At 40.2% G+C, this 16,588-nt stretch carries 17 protein-coding genes; 9 read left to right on the forward strand and 8 right to left on the reverse strand.

All coding sequences use genetic code 11. The features are described from left to right. Positions 1-27 precede the first annotated feature (27 nt). The 6 genes from LVD16_RS17610 to LVD16_RS17635 all read right to left on the reverse strand — a co-directional run bounded on the left by LVD16_RS17610 (position 28) and on the right by LVD16_RS17635 (position 5,216). Positions 28-1,251, reverse strand: a complete 1,224-nt coding sequence (locus tag LVD16_RS17610) for a hypothetical protein (RefSeq protein WP_233769593.1) — start codon at positions 1,249-1,251, stop codon at positions 28-30. Then, complete coding sequence (locus LVD16_RS17615; protein ID WP_233769594.1) at positions 1,251-1,634, reverse strand: DUF3037 domain-containing protein; 384 nt, start codon at positions 1,632-1,634, stop codon at positions 1,251-1,253. The genes LVD16_RS17610 and LVD16_RS17615 overlap by 1 nt, the downstream gene beginning before the upstream one ends. Beyond that, a complete protein-coding gene (locus tag LVD16_RS17620; protein WP_233769595.1) occupies positions 1,612-2,406 on the reverse strand; it encodes a HipA family kinase in 795 nt (264 codons plus the stop codon). Before LVD16_RS17620 ends, LVD16_RS17615 begins: the two co-directional genes overlap by 23 nt. A 136-nt stretch (positions 2,407-2,542) precedes the next feature. Then, positions 2,543-3,682 (reverse strand): methyl-accepting chemotaxis protein, encoded by a 1,140-nt coding sequence (locus tag LVD16_RS17625; protein ID WP_233769596.1) that lies wholly within the window; start codon positions 3,680-3,682, stop codon positions 2,543-2,545. After that, the gene (locus LVD16_RS17630) at positions 3,618-4,106 is read right to left on the reverse strand and encodes an MCP four helix bundle domain-containing protein (protein ID WP_233769597.1); all 489 of its coding nucleotides are present in this window, start codon (positions 4,104-4,106) and stop codon (positions 3,618-3,620) included. The genes LVD16_RS17625 and LVD16_RS17630 overlap by 65 nt, the downstream gene beginning before the upstream one ends. 252 nt (positions 4,107-4,358) lie before the next feature. Beyond that, complete coding sequence (locus tag LVD16_RS17635; RefSeq protein WP_233769598.1) at positions 4,359-5,216, reverse strand: SDR family oxidoreductase; 858 nt, start codon at positions 5,214-5,216, stop codon at positions 4,359-4,361. A gap of 114 nt (positions 5,217-5,330) precedes the next feature. Between LVD16_RS17635 and LVD16_RS17640 the strand changes: the two genes are divergently transcribed. The 3 genes from LVD16_RS17640 (at position 5,331) to LVD16_RS17650 (ending at position 6,683) form a co-directional block, all read left to right on the forward strand. Beyond that, the gene (locus LVD16_RS17640; protein WP_233769599.1) at positions 5,331-5,690 is read left to right on the forward strand and encodes a winged helix-turn-helix transcriptional regulator; all 360 of its coding nucleotides are present in this window, start codon (positions 5,331-5,333) and stop codon (positions 5,688-5,690) included. A gap of 50 nt (positions 5,691-5,740) precedes the next feature. Next, positions 5,741-6,082, forward strand: a complete 342-nt coding sequence (locus LVD16_RS17645; RefSeq protein WP_233769600.1) for a DUF4377 domain-containing protein — start codon at positions 5,741-5,743, stop codon at positions 6,080-6,082. A gap of 91 nt (positions 6,083-6,173) precedes the next feature. Continuing rightward, complete coding sequence (locus LVD16_RS17650; protein WP_233769601.1) at positions 6,174-6,683, forward strand: hypothetical protein; 510 nt, start codon at positions 6,174-6,176, stop codon at positions 6,681-6,683. A 106-nt stretch (positions 6,684-6,789) separates the two neighbouring features. On the opposite strand, the gene LVD16_RS17655 is transcribed toward LVD16_RS17650, so the two are convergent. Beyond that, a complete protein-coding gene (locus LVD16_RS17655) occupies positions 6,790-8,079 on the reverse strand; it encodes an alginate export family protein (protein WP_233769602.1) in 1,290 nt (429 codons plus the stop codon). 177 nt (positions 8,080-8,256) lie between these two features. On the opposite strand from LVD16_RS17655, the gene LVD16_RS17660 reads away from it, so the two are divergent. The 5 genes from LVD16_RS17660 to LVD16_RS17680 all read left to right on the forward strand — a co-directional run bounded on the left by LVD16_RS17660 (position 8,257) and on the right by LVD16_RS17680 (position 15,112). Continuing rightward, positions 8,257-9,669, forward strand: coding sequence for an RICIN domain-containing protein (locus tag LVD16_RS17660; RefSeq protein ID WP_233769603.1), 1,413 nt, complete (start codon positions 8,257-8,259; stop codon positions 9,667-9,669). A gap of 123 nt (positions 9,670-9,792) precedes the next feature. Then, on the forward strand, positions 9,793-10,398 hold the full coding sequence (locus LVD16_RS17665; RefSeq protein ID WP_233769604.1) for a response regulator transcription factor: 606 nt from the start codon (positions 9,793-9,795) through the stop codon (positions 10,396-10,398). A 115-nt stretch (positions 10,399-10,513) separates the two neighbouring features. Further along, entirely contained in the window at positions 10,514-12,757 is a 2,244-nt protein-coding gene (locus LVD16_RS17670) for a TonB-dependent receptor plug domain-containing protein (RefSeq protein ID WP_233769605.1), read from the forward strand. A 17-nt stretch (positions 12,758-12,774) separates the two neighbouring features. Continuing rightward, a complete protein-coding gene (locus LVD16_RS17675; protein ID WP_233769606.1) occupies positions 12,775-14,169 on the forward strand; it encodes an HmuY family protein in 1,395 nt (464 codons plus the stop codon). A gap of 13 nt (positions 14,170-14,182) precedes the next feature. Then, positions 14,183-15,112: a DUF6607 family protein gene (locus tag LVD16_RS17680; RefSeq protein WP_233769607.1), complete on the forward strand. Its 930-nt coding sequence runs from the start codon at positions 14,183-14,185 to the stop codon at positions 15,110-15,112. Positions 15,113-15,178: 66 nt separating this feature from the next. On the opposite strand, the gene LVD16_RS17685 is transcribed toward LVD16_RS17680, so the two are convergent. Next, positions 15,179-16,255, reverse strand: a complete 1,077-nt coding sequence (locus tag LVD16_RS17685; protein ID WP_233769608.1) for an alpha/beta hydrolase family protein — start codon at positions 16,253-16,255, stop codon at positions 15,179-15,181. A 65-nt stretch (positions 16,256-16,320) separates the two neighbouring features. On the opposite strand from LVD16_RS17685, the gene LVD16_RS17690 reads away from it, so the two are divergent. Next, positions 16,321-16,575: an autorepressor SdpR family transcription factor gene (locus tag LVD16_RS17690; protein WP_233769609.1), complete on the forward strand. Its 255-nt coding sequence runs from the start codon at positions 16,321-16,323 to the stop codon at positions 16,573-16,575. Positions 16,576-16,588 lie beyond the last annotated feature (13 nt).

The raw sequence follows: 16,588 nt of genomic DNA on the forward strand, positions 1-16,588 counted from the left end.
ACAATATACGATAATTCGTATACCCAGTTATTTTCTAATGATTGAAATCAAAGACTTTCTATATAAGATCAACCAAAGTATTATCAATGTCAGGAAAGAGATCAGATGAAAAGTAACGAATGAGACCTTTGATGTATCTGAATCTTTATGCTTGTAATTAAGAGCTGTTGCTCTTCCCCACGCAATGAAGGCATCAGCCATTGGTAGCTGACCTAATAAATACTGTTTGGAGTCTTTGGATTCTATATCCAGACCAAAAGCATGCACAGTTTGATATTGGGCATGAGAAAGCTCGTAATCACCAAACATGGAAAAAAGTCCGATGGAGGTGATAGTGGCAGAAAACCCCACTCCCAAAATTACTGGACCCGAATCCACATCTCCCAGACCAAACTCTCCATCTGGATATTCTCTCACTGCAGGCAGGCCCACGGCTGAACTAACAAACTGCTCTTTTAATTTTGCGTATTGATCATTGGCAAATTCCTGATATATTTCTTTGAGCATTCTAAGTATAAGCACCATTGAGCAACCTCTTGGTCCTTGTATCGGTGTTCCATTCTGGTAATTAACCTGATGAGGTATCATCTTAGTGCTACTATCAACTAACTCTTCAGACCTGCCCAACCATCCTTTGATTAAATTCTGATATTTGGGTGCAAATGCTTTGTCATAATTGGCCAAGGAGGCCATTGCCACATAGGTATCTGCCGGCCAGGATAATTGATTATATGATTGCAAATAGGGCGTGGATGACATCTGTATGGCAAGAGCTATGGAATCACTTTGTTCTAAAAAATAATGCCTGAGCCTATTAGCTTCAGGAAAGTCATTAGAAACTATAAAAATTTTAGAAAGCAGATAGTTGCTCCAGCCATTATAAAATATGCCATACTCAGGTTGCAGATAAAGGGGGAAGTAATTCTTTGCCTTTTGGCTATTAATCTGATCAAAAGCATAAACGGCCTCCTTGATAGCTCTAGTTTTCAATGTATCTTCTATCTCAGTGCCAGCCAGCTCACACCAGGCTAAACCATATAAGGCATTAACGAAAATTAAACCCTCAGGAAATAGCTTCTGCATTCTATCTCCCAGATCTTCATTTTTCAACTCATTTTCGATAAAATTAAGTTGTTTAACAATGTCAACCTTAATCTCCGTCTCGGTGCTCTCTTGTGGATATAGCTTAACATTCACCCTTATGATCAAAAGTGTAAATGCCGCGAGAATAACTACTGCTAGTATTCGCATCACAACACCAACTCCTCAAACAACCTATTCAAAGTAGCACCAGCATCCTTGCAGTAAGCAGGGTGTACAGGTGAAGTTTGTATAATAGTACTTCTTGTCGCGGTAAGCCATCTAAATCGTTCTGCTAAGGGCAGCTCACCTATAGCTCCGCCAGCTTTAACTCCTTTGCAAATAGCCTCGAAAGATCCTATATAGGATTTTACCACTTCATGATCCACTTCGGTAAATAAAGCATTGATCTTCTCTACATCATAGTGAAATTTGCTTTCTAAAAACCGGAGATGCTTGCAATACAAAACAGCACCTATATTGATAAACTCGCCTCGCTCTACCCTGGGTATCAGGCGGATAGTGGCGTATTCATATAAGTGATAATCTTGCATTTTCTGCTTCTTTAATGAATGATTGTGAATTCGCTATTCTGGTTTTAAGAAAGGTTTTATAGGCTTCACGGTGCTCATCTTTATTTTCAAAAATATGATCATCATTAAGCCAATTATCAGGTATAGTATCTACTAGACTTTCTATAAACTCATCTGAAATTAAACCTTTAAACTGCGCATCAACTGCTTCTAATTCAGTGGCCTTTTTTATTAATACATGGTTCTTGATGAGAGCAAACCCCTGGTTGCCATCTTTATTATTCCATGAATGATGAAAATATAATGAAGCACCATGATCAATCAGCCATAACTCTTTATGCCACCAGAGCATATTAGTATTTCTCACTGTACGATCCACATTCATCAGAAGCGCATCTAACCACACTATTTTAGAGGCCAGAGTGGCATCTACCTCAGTAGCCTGCGGATCAAAAGTGATGGCGTGTGATAAATAGTGGAGACCAAGATTAATTCCAACACTACTTTGCAACAGGTCCTGGATTTCTTCATCACCCTCCATCTGCCCGAAACCGACTGGAAGATCTACAAAAACCAACTCAGGCATAAGAAAGCCTAGCTTTCTGGCTATTTCTCCACCAATGAGTTCTGCTATAAGCGCCTTGGTGCCTTGCCCGGCTCCTCGAAATTTAAGTACATAAAGAAATTCATCATCTGCCTCGATAATGGCTGGCATAGAACCACCTTCTCTTAAAGGCGTAACATACCGAGTAGCGTTTACCTGCCTGATTTGCAGTGGATTATCTTGTGTCATGAATAAGGTCTGTTGCTCTTTGAACAAAGATCAAAGAAATAAGAAAGAATGCCTTACACCTTATTCAGTATTTTGAATGCAAATCAAAACATCTCAAATGAAGAGGAAAATTCAGAATGGACTATTGCCCGGAACATTACATACTACCAAAATTGGAATCAAACTCCGAGTAGGTCAATTTCTCATCCAGCGTAAAGAATGAAACTGCTTCTTGTAAAATTTTGGACTGTTTATTTAGCTCATCAGAGTTGGCAGCCAGTTGCTCAGCGCTAGAAGCATTCTGTTGCACTACAATATTAAATTGACGAATAGCGGTATTGATCTGATGCGCTCCCTCCTGCTGTTCATTACAAGCAACACTAATTTCAGACACCAATGTACTGGTAGTGCCGATCTCGCTTACCAGCGTGGTGAGCATTTGTCCGGCCATTCGTGCCACCTTCTCGCTGCTACCCGAGATCTCCTGAATCTCCTTGGCAGCATTCTGACTTTTCTCTGCTAACTTTCTAATCTCCGCTGCCACTACAGCAAACCCCTTACCGTGCTCCCCTGCCCTGGCCGCTTCTACCGCCGCATTAAGTGCCAATAAATTGGTTTGTCTGGCAATCTCCTCAATGATCGAATTCTTATTCACAATGTCTCCCATGGCTTCCACCGTTTTCTGAACTGATTGGTTAGAAGCCTCTACCTGTGTATTGGAGCTGTCAGCAATTTTTTCCGTCTGATTGGCATTGCTGGCGTTGTGCATGATATTGGTAGTCATTTCATCCATAGAGGTAGAAATCTGCTCTACCGAGCTAGCTTGTAAATTCACCCCTTCAGACAGCTGCTCCGCTGACTGATTCAGCTCAATGCTGGCCTGACTAATGTAAGCCGCACCATTCTTAACAGCCTCAATAACCTGCTTCTGACTTTGATGCATATCATACATCTTATGTAATAAAAAGCCTATGGCATCTTTAGGGTTGTAATTAGATCGATCAATATGAATTCTCAAATCTCCTTCAGCCATTCTATCTACTATTTCCATAGCTTCTGATAGCGGCTTGTTAATACTTCTTCTTAAATACATTCCTCCAGCCAGAATAGATATCATCATGAGCCCTACCACAATCATAGAATTTCGGAATATACCTTCGCTCATTCTCATGCTAGTTTTAAAAGCATTGTTGGCTGACATTAAACTGAGATCAGTATACTTATCCATGGCTTCACGCATGGGAGGTTTGATAATAATCTGTGTAATATAATTCAGATGCCTTTTTCCAGTCCTCATTCTTTAAGTGGATAATGATAGAATCACTAATATGTGTGAGCTTCTGATACTCTTGCCTGAAAGTAATATCATACATTTTATAATCGTCTTCCTGTGTGAAGGCCGAAATCTCATAGAACTTGCTATACCTATTATAGACCTGCTTTAGGTTTCCACTAATATCTATCAAGGCTTTATGAAAGTGATCATAGTCATTATAAATATGTGGGGAAAGGGCCTGAGATATGGCTAAACTAGACTGATAGGCATCTCTATCCGCTTCAATGAGATAATCAATACTGATAAGGTTATCATTGTAAATCTTATCAATCTCTCCTTTAAGCTTTTGGGTTTGAAGGGAGTTATATGCTGCTCCTGTTACTGATATTATCAGAACGAGAGCAAAAATTCCTACTATTTTCTTGTTGGTAGTCAGTTTCATCATGCAGCAGGTCTAAGTAAAACTTTAACAAAATAATACAGATCCTTACCTGTCTTTTTCACCTGCACAACCTTAATACCAAATCATTAATTAACTAATAATCAGAGAGTTAATATTAATCCATCTTTTAATTTTTCCATCTGGTAGACAATTTTCCTTTCATATTTGACATCCGTAACTAAAATGCTTCAAACAAAAAAGGGTTCTGAATGACCAACCATCATTCAGAACCCTTCTATTTAAATTTCTCAGAATTTACAAACTGTAAATCTCCTTAAGACTCTGCTTTAAGTCCTTCGGCTCTCTACCTAATAATTCTTTAAGGTCGTTACTAGGTACATCCATCACATCATTTCTGATATCAGTACAGAACCCTACAGTTAAATCAATAGCATAACCTGGTACACCAGCATCTTTCATCACAGAAATGAAAGCCTCGGTGTCCGCAGCTGTATAGCTAATGTTCTTACCAGCCAAATCACTTAGAATGGCAGCCACATCTGCAAAAGAGTACGCCTGAGTATTCACAATGTCATAAACTTTATGGTCTACATCATCCGAAACCAGGGCATTGGCAATTCCCTCTGCCATTTCTGTTCTTGAAACGTATTGAACTTTACCGTCACCTGCTGGCAAGAAAATACCTCTTTCGAAAACCTGCTCACCTAAAAACATCGGTAGAGCATCTGCATAAAGGGTATTTCTAAAAAAGGCATAATTTAGCCCGCTTTCCTTAATGTATTCTTCCGTTTCGAAGTGGCTATTCATCAAGGCATTTTCGGAAGCTTTCCAATCAGTTAAAGCAACACTGGTATAACCGATTAACTTTACATCGGCCTGCTTGGCTGCATTTACAACATTTTTATGCTGCTCCAGCCTGTGCTCATCCATACCAGAAATAAGAAGAACCTTATCTACGCCCTGCATCGCTTTTTCTAGAGAGGCAATATCATCATAGCTTCCAATTTTTATGTTTACCCCTTTGTCTTTCAGAGATTGGCCTTTTTCTTCACTTCTTACCAACGCTACGATCTCTGCCGCGTCTGTTTGTTTTAGCAAACTATCTATTACCGCACTTCCTAAGTGACCTGTTGCTCCTGTTATTAAAATCATCTTGTTTTTATTTTTGATTATGAAGCAAAACTAAACTACATTTGCTATACATTATATACTAGTATACTAAAGTATATCAGTATACATTTGTATACCATCTTAAAAATAATTGATATGGAAAAGCCTTATTTCAACGGTATAGAGTGTCCTAAAGAATATGTATTGGCACTAAGAGACACCTTAAATGTGGTTACTGGTAAATGGAAACTTGCTATTGTAAGTACTATGCTTTTCGAAAAGAAACGTTTTTCTGATATCAAAAGGATTCTCCCGGAGATTACACCCAGAATGATATCTAAGGAACTGAAGGAGCTTGAAGTTAATGGTATTGTTGTAAGAAAAGTATATGATCAAACACCTGTTTTAGTAGAATACGAACTTACCCACTCTGGCATGATGCTTAGCCATGTATTAGACGCTATGGTAGAATGGGGTCTCAAACATAGAGAAATAGAATTAGCGCCAGCGGAATAGCTCAACAACCTTCTCAGCAAATATGGTGTCATATAGTAAAACCACAACTTATGAAAACCATCCTATTATTTGCATTTACATTTTTCATGGTAGCGGCTTGCAGTCGCTGCGAAGATGATGAAGTATATAATGATGATTATAACTTCCGGGTTAATCATTATCAGGTAGACTGTGTAGGCGAAGGCCCACAAAAGTGCTTCCTGGTGCAGCAAGGTAGCAAGCTAGATACTGAAGAATGGGATCTTTTTTATGGTAACATAGAAAACTTTGAGTTCACCAGCGGTTATGTTTATAATCTCCAAATTGAAAAGACAGAAATAAAGAATCCTCCTGCAGACGGATCTAGCATAAAATACAGCCTCATTAAAATTATCTCCAGGCAAAAAACCTAAAATTAATATTCATTTAATTATAAATATTAGAATACTAAAATGGCATAAAGTAGTTTAGTGTTATATTAAATCAACACTAAATCCTTTAAAAATGAAAAAACTTTCAATTTTAGTTTGTGCCGCTATGTTCTTTTTTACGGCCTGTGAAGACAGCCAAAAGGAAGAAATGCAATCTGTTAACACCTTAGAAAAGCAAGAAACTAACGCCAGAGTAGCTACTCAAAGCAGTGTTCCTCAAGAAGTTGTAGACGCTGCCATTGCTGCATATGGTGACGATGAACTTCCGGCGATGACCATTGCTTTCACCTACACCAGAGGTGATGTAAACATTTCGCTTGAGGAAGATTGGGTACTCAACGTTTATAGCACTCCAGAGGGATGTACTATTACCGAAGGCGACGGAAGAAGATACTACCCGGGCTATATGGAAACATCAAATGGATTTTTCTTTATAGAAGAAGATGATCTATGTGGTGAAGGTTTATATGAGTTTGATAACCGCCAGGGTGGCTGGTTTGATTACGTATGCGGACCACACGGTGTTACTGTAGATTATCAGGGGGAGTCAGTTATAAAGCTGGTTAGACTGTGGTGCGAGTAACAACCATTTAAAAATTTACAAAAGGCCGCTTTATAAGAGCGGCCTTTTTATATTTTGTCTGATTTGGAAAAGCAGCTGCATTTATTTTTAAGCAGCAGCCTCATCCTTATTTACTTTTACTATTGAACAATGACGGGGTAGCTACCAGCATAATATTTGCCCATTGTTGTCTACGAGAAGCATCTCCTCCCTTCAGCACTTCCATCTCATCCTTGGCAAACATTCTGGCATAAGCCACTGTAAGGCTCACTTTTTCTCCCAGCTGATGAGTAAACTGAACGTCCACCTCAGTGCCCAGGTTACCATCTACCATGTAAGGAACTGTGGGTGAGGTCTCGTCAATTAAACTGCCTGCCACCGCAAAATTTGTGGCTACGATTTCCAGACTAGTTTTGGGGTTAAACTGATAATCCACCTCAAAACGAAGTTCTCTCAAACCTGCTCCTTTCGCATCTTCTTCGATATTTAGGAAATAATCCATATACCCATAATACCTATGAGCATCGCCAAATAATTTATTAAAAGCTTTGTATTTGCCGCTAGTGTCATCCACTTCATTGCCACTAAAGTAGTTTACGCCAAAAGTAGTAGTAAGCTTTTCTGCCACAGTGATAGCAGGCAGAATGGATAACATATAAGCACTTACAGTAGAACCATTCGGGTGAACCCCATATTGATAATAGAACGATGATTTCAAAGCAAAAGCAGACTCTCCACGATCCTTTTGAAAATAGACACCGGAAGTAAATCTGGTATGTGTTTCCGTGTGATCATCAGGATTTTCCCTTCCATCAACAGACTGTAAAAACGAACCTTGCCATTGCTTGTTCAAGGCATAATTCAGCCATAATACGCCCATGTACTTGTAGAAATTGGTTTCATAGGCCTGTTTATAAGTATCATAAGAGTCGTTATTATATGCTCCGGCCAATTTCATATACAGTTGATCACCAACATATTCTAACAATAACATATCATGAGAAACAGCTATATCATTCCAATTTCTCATACCATAAATACGGCCATCATCAAGAACCAAATGCTGTCTACCGGTTTTAACATAAAACTTTGATGAATCCCCCAATTGATACCTTAACCAGCCTTCTGACAGGTTGATATTTCCTGTATTTGCCCTATCAGCTTCTACCCCCCAAATTCTGGCGTTTTGAAATGACATTTGTAGCTCAATCCTATCCTTTTTATAGTTGGTAAGAAGTCTAGTTCTTTGTGACACCACAAAGGCAGCATCCTGATCCTTTGAAAGCAATTCCCGGGCACCATCTCTGAACTCTCCCCTGGCCCTGAAATTAGCATTGACGCTAAACTGAGCCTGTACATTTGATGATAATAAAAACAGAATTAGAGAACTGGAGAGTAATAGACTTTTATAAGACATGATGGAATACAATCGATTTAGAAGAAACAAATGAAGCAATATTATTAATCAAAACATAATTGCAGCGCTGAGCTGCATGAAAAATATTAAGTGTAAATAAAACACTTGTTGTAAAAAGAATTGCTAACTTATCATTAGGGTCCCTCTCGCCCTTTTAATAAACCTAAACCTACTATTATGAAAAAGTTAAATGCAATTTTCATTATTTACCTATGTATTCTTACTCCGGTACTGGCCCAAAACTACTCCACATGCGATCAATGGGGATCATGGCAAACTAATGGTTACACCATTTATAACAACATCTGGGGTAGCGGTGCCGGCAGCCAATGCCTGTGGGCTTATAGCCCTTCAAACTGGGGCGTTACCGCCAACCATCCTACTTCGGGAGGAATAAAATCCTACCCTAATGTAGATTACGATGTAAACTACTCGGTTGGATCTATGCCTAACATCACAGCATCCTTTAATTTGTCAAGGCCGTCTTCAGGTTCGTATAACTCTGCCTTTGACATTTGGTATAATAACTACGCCTATGAAGTAATGCTCTGGATGAACTGGGCTGGTGCCATGGGACCAATATCCTATAATTATGGATGCAATGGATATCCCAGCTCAGCCTGCCCTGTAGCTACTAATGTCAATATAGGAGGCCATACCTGGAATCTTTATGAAGGCACCAACGGAAGTGCTACAGTATACTCGTTTTTGCGGACCAGCAATACCAACGCTGCCACTGTAAACATTACACAAATGTCGCAGTGGCTTGCCAGCAATGGGTATTTCAGCAGCAACACCAATATTCATGAAATACAATTTGGATTTGAGATCACATCAGCTTCTAATGGCAATTTCACAGTGAATAGCTACAGCCTTAATATCGGCAATGGCGGCGGTGGTGGCTCCAGTTACATTCGTCTTCAAAACCGTAACACAGGCATTTATCTGGATGGACTTGGACAGACCAGTAACGGCGCTGACGCTTATCAATGGGCCGGAAGCTCCAGCTATAATCAGCAATGGGAAGTAATCAGCAGCGGCAGCTACATAAAATTAAGAAATAGAGCTACCGGTCTGTATCTTGATGGCATGGGCAGAACTTCTAATGGCTCCAATGTAGGGCAATGGAGCAATAGCTCATCATACAATCAACAGTGGGCGCAGGAACAGAGTGGTGCCTACATCCGATATAGAAACAGAGCCACAGGCCTATATCTGGATGGAATGGGTAGAAATAACAACGGCGCCATTGTAGGCCAATGGAGTGGCAGCAGCCATCCTAACCAGCAATGGTTGGTGAGCAATGCCGCCAGCAATGCAAAAATAGCCAGTGTAATGGACATAGAACTATCTGACAATCAGATATATCCTAACCCAGCTCATCAGGGTGAAGACCTACATGTGGCATTTGATCATGAGGTGAAGCAAGCCACTGTTCAAATTCTAGATGTAAGAGGCAATCTGTTAATGGAATCTGAAGCTCAGTTTACTCGTGAACTGGTGGTTGAACAAAAGCTAAGAACGGGTCTATACCTGCTGCAGGTTACCACTGATGACCATAAAATGGTTAAAAAAATCATTGTAGAATAATCATTTGAAAGAGCCACTTGATGGGAGGGATAAGTGGCTCCTTTCATTATCTCTGAAAATTCAACTTGCAGAATTGCAGAACATATTTATCTTTGTTTAAAATTAGTCTAAATAAAAATAAATATGAATAAGGTGTTGTTGGTAGATCGTTCTCCGCTTGTCCATTTGGGGTATGAGCGTCTACTACAATACCATACTGATCTCACTGTTGCTGGTAATTTATATGATTTAGAGAATATTTCTCCATTCATGGAGTCACAGCAGGTAAAATTAACCATCCTGGAATACGATCCTGACTGCATCACTCCTTCCCTTTGCGCTGCCATCTTAAAGAAAAACTGGTCAGAGCACATTATCCTATGCTGCGAGAATATGGATCAAATAAGCTTGAAGCAATTCTATGATGTTGGTGTAAAAGCACTGTTGCACAAAAACGCATCTGTTCATGAGATAAGTCAGGCCATTGAGCAATGTTTACTGGGAAGAAAATTCTATTCTCATCAATTTATGGACTTACTATTAGGGCAAAAATCTGACTCTACTCTGACTCCAAGAGAGAAAGAAGTACTGAAACTGGTAGCCAAGGGAGAAAGTACCAAAAGCATTGCGGTGGATTTGAACCTAAGTGTTCATACCGTAAATTCTCATAGAAAGAACATAATCAGAAAACTATCCATCCAGTCTCCAGTAGAGTTTGTCACTCACGCCATTGATCTACAATTGATGTGATCATCAGCATTAGCTAGGTAATCACTAGTAGTAGTGATAAAATTTCATCAGCACTAGCGATTGCCAACCAAACCCACCCGCTCTACATTTGCATTATTTAGAATTAATCTAAATAATGAAGCAGCTAGTAATAATATACATCATATTCATCACAGGCCAACTCTATGGACAGTCTAGTGTCACTATTCTTGATAAAGACACTCACCTGCCTATTGAAGGAGCACAGATAAGATTCATTGCAGGATCAAATTTCGAAAACGGCATTTCAGATGCTGAGGGTCAGGTATACACCCATCTAACACCCAGCTTTACCATACAAATATCACACGTTGAATACAAAGGGCTTGAGACAACGATTAGCGAGATAAACACCACCATTTATCTTGAGCCTAATACCACATTGTTGAATCCGGTTGTGATCACTTCACAGTACAATCCACAGTCAGCAAAGAATTCTGTGTACATGGTTAAATCCATTTCTGCTGATCGCATTCAAAAGCAAGCGGCTGTTACCATTCAAGAAGTACTAAAGAATGAAGTTAACATCCAGTTTAGCAGAGATAATGCGGTTGGTACCTCGGACATCTCATTGCTTGGTCTTCCGGGACAGTATGTAAAAATTCTCATTGATGGCGTGCCTATGGCTGGTCGTAGTGGTGTGAATAATGCCATTGATCTGAACCAGCTCAATATCAACAACATACAGCAGATAGAAATCATAGAAGGACCTATGGCCGTGAATTATGGGGCCGATGCACTAGCTGGTGTGATCAATATCATTACCAAGAAAGAAATTAGTCCTCAATGGAAGTTGAACCTCAAGCTGCATGAGGAGACCGTAGAAAATTCCTACAGCATTTTGGATGAAGGAATTCATGCTCCTGCTGCAACTTTTGCCTATCAGGCTACTGACAAATGGTTTTTTCAAGGTGAAGGGCGCTACAATAAATTTGGTGGCTGGATTGGCGATCTTGAAAATTATGATGATAGAAATCGCCAATGGTATCCGAAGGAGCAATATAACCTGGGTGGCTTAGCGCGCTATAGCTCTGAAGGTTTTGAACTCTACTATCGCACTAATTATCTGCATGAAACTATAGAAAATTTAGGAACGCCAAGCACTGGACTTTACGATGCGAAAGCAAATGATGAAGAGTACATCACCACCAGATGGAATCATCAACTTCAATCAGAAATAACCTGGGGTAAGCTGAAACTTCAGCCTGTTCTGTCTTATACCGATTATCTGAGAATTACTGATGCCTACACACTCAACCTGGTCACTAATGATAGAGCGACCACTAAACAGGATTCCGTTTCCTTCAAAACCATCTTCCACAGAAACACCCTGAACGGCATAAAATGGGCCTGGGGAAGCGCTGAAATAGGCTTTGACAGCAACCATGAAACCGCCAGCAGTACTAAGCTCAGTGATGGTGATAAATCAGCTACGGACCTTAACTTATTTATCAGCGCAGAGATAAAAGCTGGTGAAAAGCTTCTGATTAAACCCGGCATTAGATATGGCTACCACAGCATTTACAAAACGGCTCCCTCCCCTGCCGTAAATTTTAAATACCATATTTCTGACAATTCTCAAGTTCGTTTAGGTTATGGCAGGGGATTCAGGGCGCCGTCTCTCAGAGAATTATACCATGAGTTTATTGACACCAATCACCGCATTATTGGTAACGAAGAGCTGGAACCAGAATATTCACATCAGGTGAATGCTGATTACACCCAATTTCTATTTAATCAACGAGTTAAAACCACCGTATCTGGTTTTTATAACTATATCAAAAACAGGATAGGCTACATCACTCCTCAGGAGAACAATCCTGACCAGGCCACCACTTATCAAAACATATCCGAATACAAGACTACCGGAGGATCATTTAGCACTCAGTGGCAGCACTCTAACCTATCGGTGAGTGCGGGCTTCAGCTATATTGGCACCTATCAAAACCTTAACCTGAGCTATGATGTACCGCAGTTCTTATTTGGAACTCAACTGACAGGCAGCTTTGAATACAGACTACCCAAGCCGGAGCTATCCTTTTCGCTATTCTATAATTATAATGGAAAGTCTAAAGGCTACAACCTGGTGGAAGAAGGTGAGGAAATGGTTCCTAGACTACAGAGCCGAGACGCCTATCATTTTTTAGACCTTACCGTTGCGAAACCAATCAATGCCTGGGCCAGCGTTTCTGTGGGTTCTAAAAATCTATTGAATGTAACTACAGTAAATAACAACCTCAATTCAGGTGGAGCACATTCCAGCAGCACCGGCCAGACTTCTATAGGATATGGCAGATCTTATTTCATACAAATGAATTTCAATTTACAATCCAATAAATAACACATAATACAATGAATATGAACAAATTATACACTTTTTTATTACTGTCACTAACCCTGATAATTGCCTCCTGTGGTGATGATGATTCTGGGCCGGAGCCAGTATCTCTCAACTTTGAAAACACCACCATTGGCGTAAGCGGATCAAGTGATGCCACCGCCACCATTATATTTTCAAGACCTGCTGAGGTAGCAGGAACATTGGTTGTCACCATCACGGCGGGAGACTTGGTTTATGGTGCAAGCAATGACTTTTTCACTGCCCCTGCCGCTGAAAATAATGTAATCAACATTCCATTTGTCGAGGGAGAAGAATCTGTTGAAATTACAGTTTCACAAGGTGAAGCCTTAAATATCGAGGAAGACAAAAGCATCTCACTTGCTATTGCAGCTGAGCCGAGCACTGATTTCCTTATTGGTAATAATCAATCAGTTACTGCCACTTTCTCTGAAAACTATGTTACCCCTTCTGCCGCTGTAACAGCAGACGTAGGCGGTGAAGCCAGAGACTATTTCTACTTTGTAGATTTAGATAAGTTTGTCATGACCAAAGTAAATAGAAACAACTATGACCTGGCTTTGGAATCATCTGGAGAGGGATTCAACATTCTACTAAATGCCAGCACCTTAATGCTTGCTCAGGAAACCGAAGAGACCGAATTTACAGCCATTACTCCTGAAGATACCGTTGGCCTCAGCCTACAAAGTAGTAGCAATTTAGATATCCCTGAAGGTGGCAGCATGTTTAGTGGAGACTTATCAGAAACGGTATTCTATAACTGGGATGTAGATGGAGACCTGAGTAATGTTTACATCATTGATAGAGGCGTCACAGCGAATGGCGAAGGTGCCGAATCCAGAGGTTGGAAAAAGGTGCAGATCAGCAAAGATGGTAATGATTACATTGTTCACGCTGCTAACATAGACGGCACTGATGATCAAACATTTACAATTAGCAAATCGTCTGACTACTCTTTCAAATATGTGCACCTGAGTAACGGTGAGGTGCCTGTAGAGCCTAAAGCTAATGAATGGGATATTTTGGTAAGAGCCACCTCTCAGTTTGTACAAATGGGGCCAACCATGAGTCATATTTACAACTCGCAAGCCGCTTACCATAACTTCTTCGGCAGCACCAAAACTGCCAGAATTGATCTGGAAGAAAGTGACAAGACCTATGAAGATGTGAGCTTAGCAGATGCTACTTCTGCATTAAATGCGAATGAAGAAGATTTCAATACCATTGGTATAAGCTGGAGAGGCTTAGGTGAAAACTACTCTTATGTTGCTTACCCTGATCAGGTTTACATCATTGAAGATGCCAATGGAAATATCTTCAAGCTTCAATTTACTTCATACTATAACAATGACAACGAAACCGGACCACAGTTCCAGTTTGAGCACTTGAATTAAATCTTTAAAGAATATGAAACAGTTAACAATGATTATGCTTCTTTTGAGCCCCGCCTTAGTGTGGGCTCAAAAGAGCAAAAAGCAAGACATCGCTTCCATCAAAGCCATGACAGGCTGCTATAAGGTATATTTCAATTTCGCAGAGACCTTCTCTCCGCAAAGAGATTATGAATACCATGACAATTATGCCTCTCATGCTTATGAATATGTAGCGTTAATTGAAGACGGATCAGACAAACTTAGTCTGCAACATTTATTGGTTATTCGTGATACCATGGTCATTAAGCACTGGCGACAAGACTGGATTTTCCAGGACACTGATTTATACACTTATGATAAAGACAAAACCTGGAAGCCTGTAACCTTATCTAAAGAAGAGGCTAAAGGCCAGTGGACACAAGAGGTGTATCAGGTAGATGATAGCCCAAGGTATGAAGGTTCATCTAGCTGGATACATGTGGATGGCAGAAATTATTGGGAAAACACTACCGATGCACCACTTCCGAGACGTGAATACACTAAGCGTGATGATTACAATGTGATGGTGAGAAGAAACCGTCAGGAAATTACTGAAGAGGGATGGGTTCATGAGCAGGATAACGATAAGGTGCTGAGAGCTGATGGCTCTGACAAGCTCATTGCTCAGGAAAAAGGCATGAACAACTATAACAAAGCTGATGAAAGCAAGTGTGCAGCTGCTAAAACGTGGTGGGCAGAAAACGGTGCTTTCTGGGCAGATGTTCGTGCGGTATGGGCCGAGGTATTTGATACCAGAAAGACGTTAGCCTTCGAAACTAAAGTAGACGAGAAGCATCTTTATGAGAGACTTTTTGCCCTACAAGATGACTTTAAAGGAGATCATGATAGTGAAAAAACTAAAGCCGAAATAAGAAAGGCTATCCAGCTTTACATTAAAGGCGATATTCAACTAGCCAGTAAATAGTTGATTTTGTTGAAGTCCTCATTGGCCGGAAGAATTGAGTCCCTTCCGGCCAAGTGAGGCACAACACTATTTCTTCACACCCTCAGTTTTAATCCATTCAGCGATCAGAGTTAATACACCTGGCGTAAAAGCTTTATCCAATGTGGCATATTCCATTGAGCTGCCCGTATTAGCCTTTTGAAATAGATGATTTGCTTCTGGAAATACCTTTACTGTTACTCGTTTGTTACCCGCTTCTTTTAAAGCTTGCTCCATTACAGGCCTGTTGTCTGATTCTGTTACTTGTAAATCCTTTCCCCCAAACAATAACAAAATGGGCTCATCTACTTTCTTCAAAGTAGGCAAAGGATCATAGCTAATAAAGAACTTAATCCACTCGCTTTGGAATTGCTTATAGGCATTTGTGGCTTGAGTTTTACTGAATAAATCAGGATCAGTGATACTGTTTTTAATAGCATCGGGCAATTTTTTAATGCTTTCTTTTAAAAGTGAAGCGATTGAATCTACAGCTTGCTCTTCTGAGAGAGAATTTGCACTCATCATCTCCATAATTATGGAATTTACCTTTAACGCTTCCTCAATATAATCTTCAGTAAAGGTTGGGTTCTGTGCTAGCATGGCTTTTTGCTGAGTAGCTATCACATCCTTCCCCGGAATTCCCGGACCAGCCAACAAGATCAGAAAATCGACTTCTTCACTTTGAACCTCTACCATTGGAGCAATAATTCCTCCTTCGCTATGCCCCAACATACCAATACTGCTAATGTCCTTTCTTTCACTCAGGAGATGAACTGCAGCCAAAACATCATCAGCTAGCTCCGCTGAGGTAGAGTGGCCTACAGATTTCCCAGTAGACTTCCCTACTCCTCTTTCGTCATAGCTGAGCACGGCTATACCTGCCTCATTAAGGCTATCTGCCATTATCTTAAAAACCTTGAAACCCATGAGATCACTATCCCGATCTTGCGCGCCACTACCAGATATAAGTATAACCACCGGAAAAGGTCCATCTCCTTTTGGGAAAGATAACGTTCCTTCCAGTTTAGTTGAATCATTGGTGAAGCTTACTTCTTCAGAACGGTAATCCTGCGCATAGACATGGCCTGCAAGACAGAATAATATTATTAGGGCTAATTTCTTCATGAGGTTAATTTAAAAACAATATTTCGATATTTGTCGAATTATGAAAGTTTATTTACATTTAACTTATGAATAAGGCATTTAAAGCTTTAAACGACGCTACCAGAAGAGAGATACTTGAACTTTTAAAGCACGGTGACATGAGTGCTGGAGATATCGCCGAACATTTTGACATTGGCAAACCAAGCATTTCTCATCACCTGGACCTATTAAAACAAGCTGATTTGGTGACGTCTGAAAAGAGAGGGCAATATGTGATCTATTCGCTGAACACCACGGTGATAGATGACCTAATGGCCTGGATGCTTAATTTAAAAAAGTGAAACCTCCATAACC

The sequence above is a fragment of the Fulvivirga ligni genome (genome assembly GCF_021389935.1).
GTDB classification, from domain to species: domain Bacteria; phylum Bacteroidota; class Bacteroidia; order Cytophagales; family Cyclobacteriaceae; genus Fulvivirga; species Fulvivirga ligni.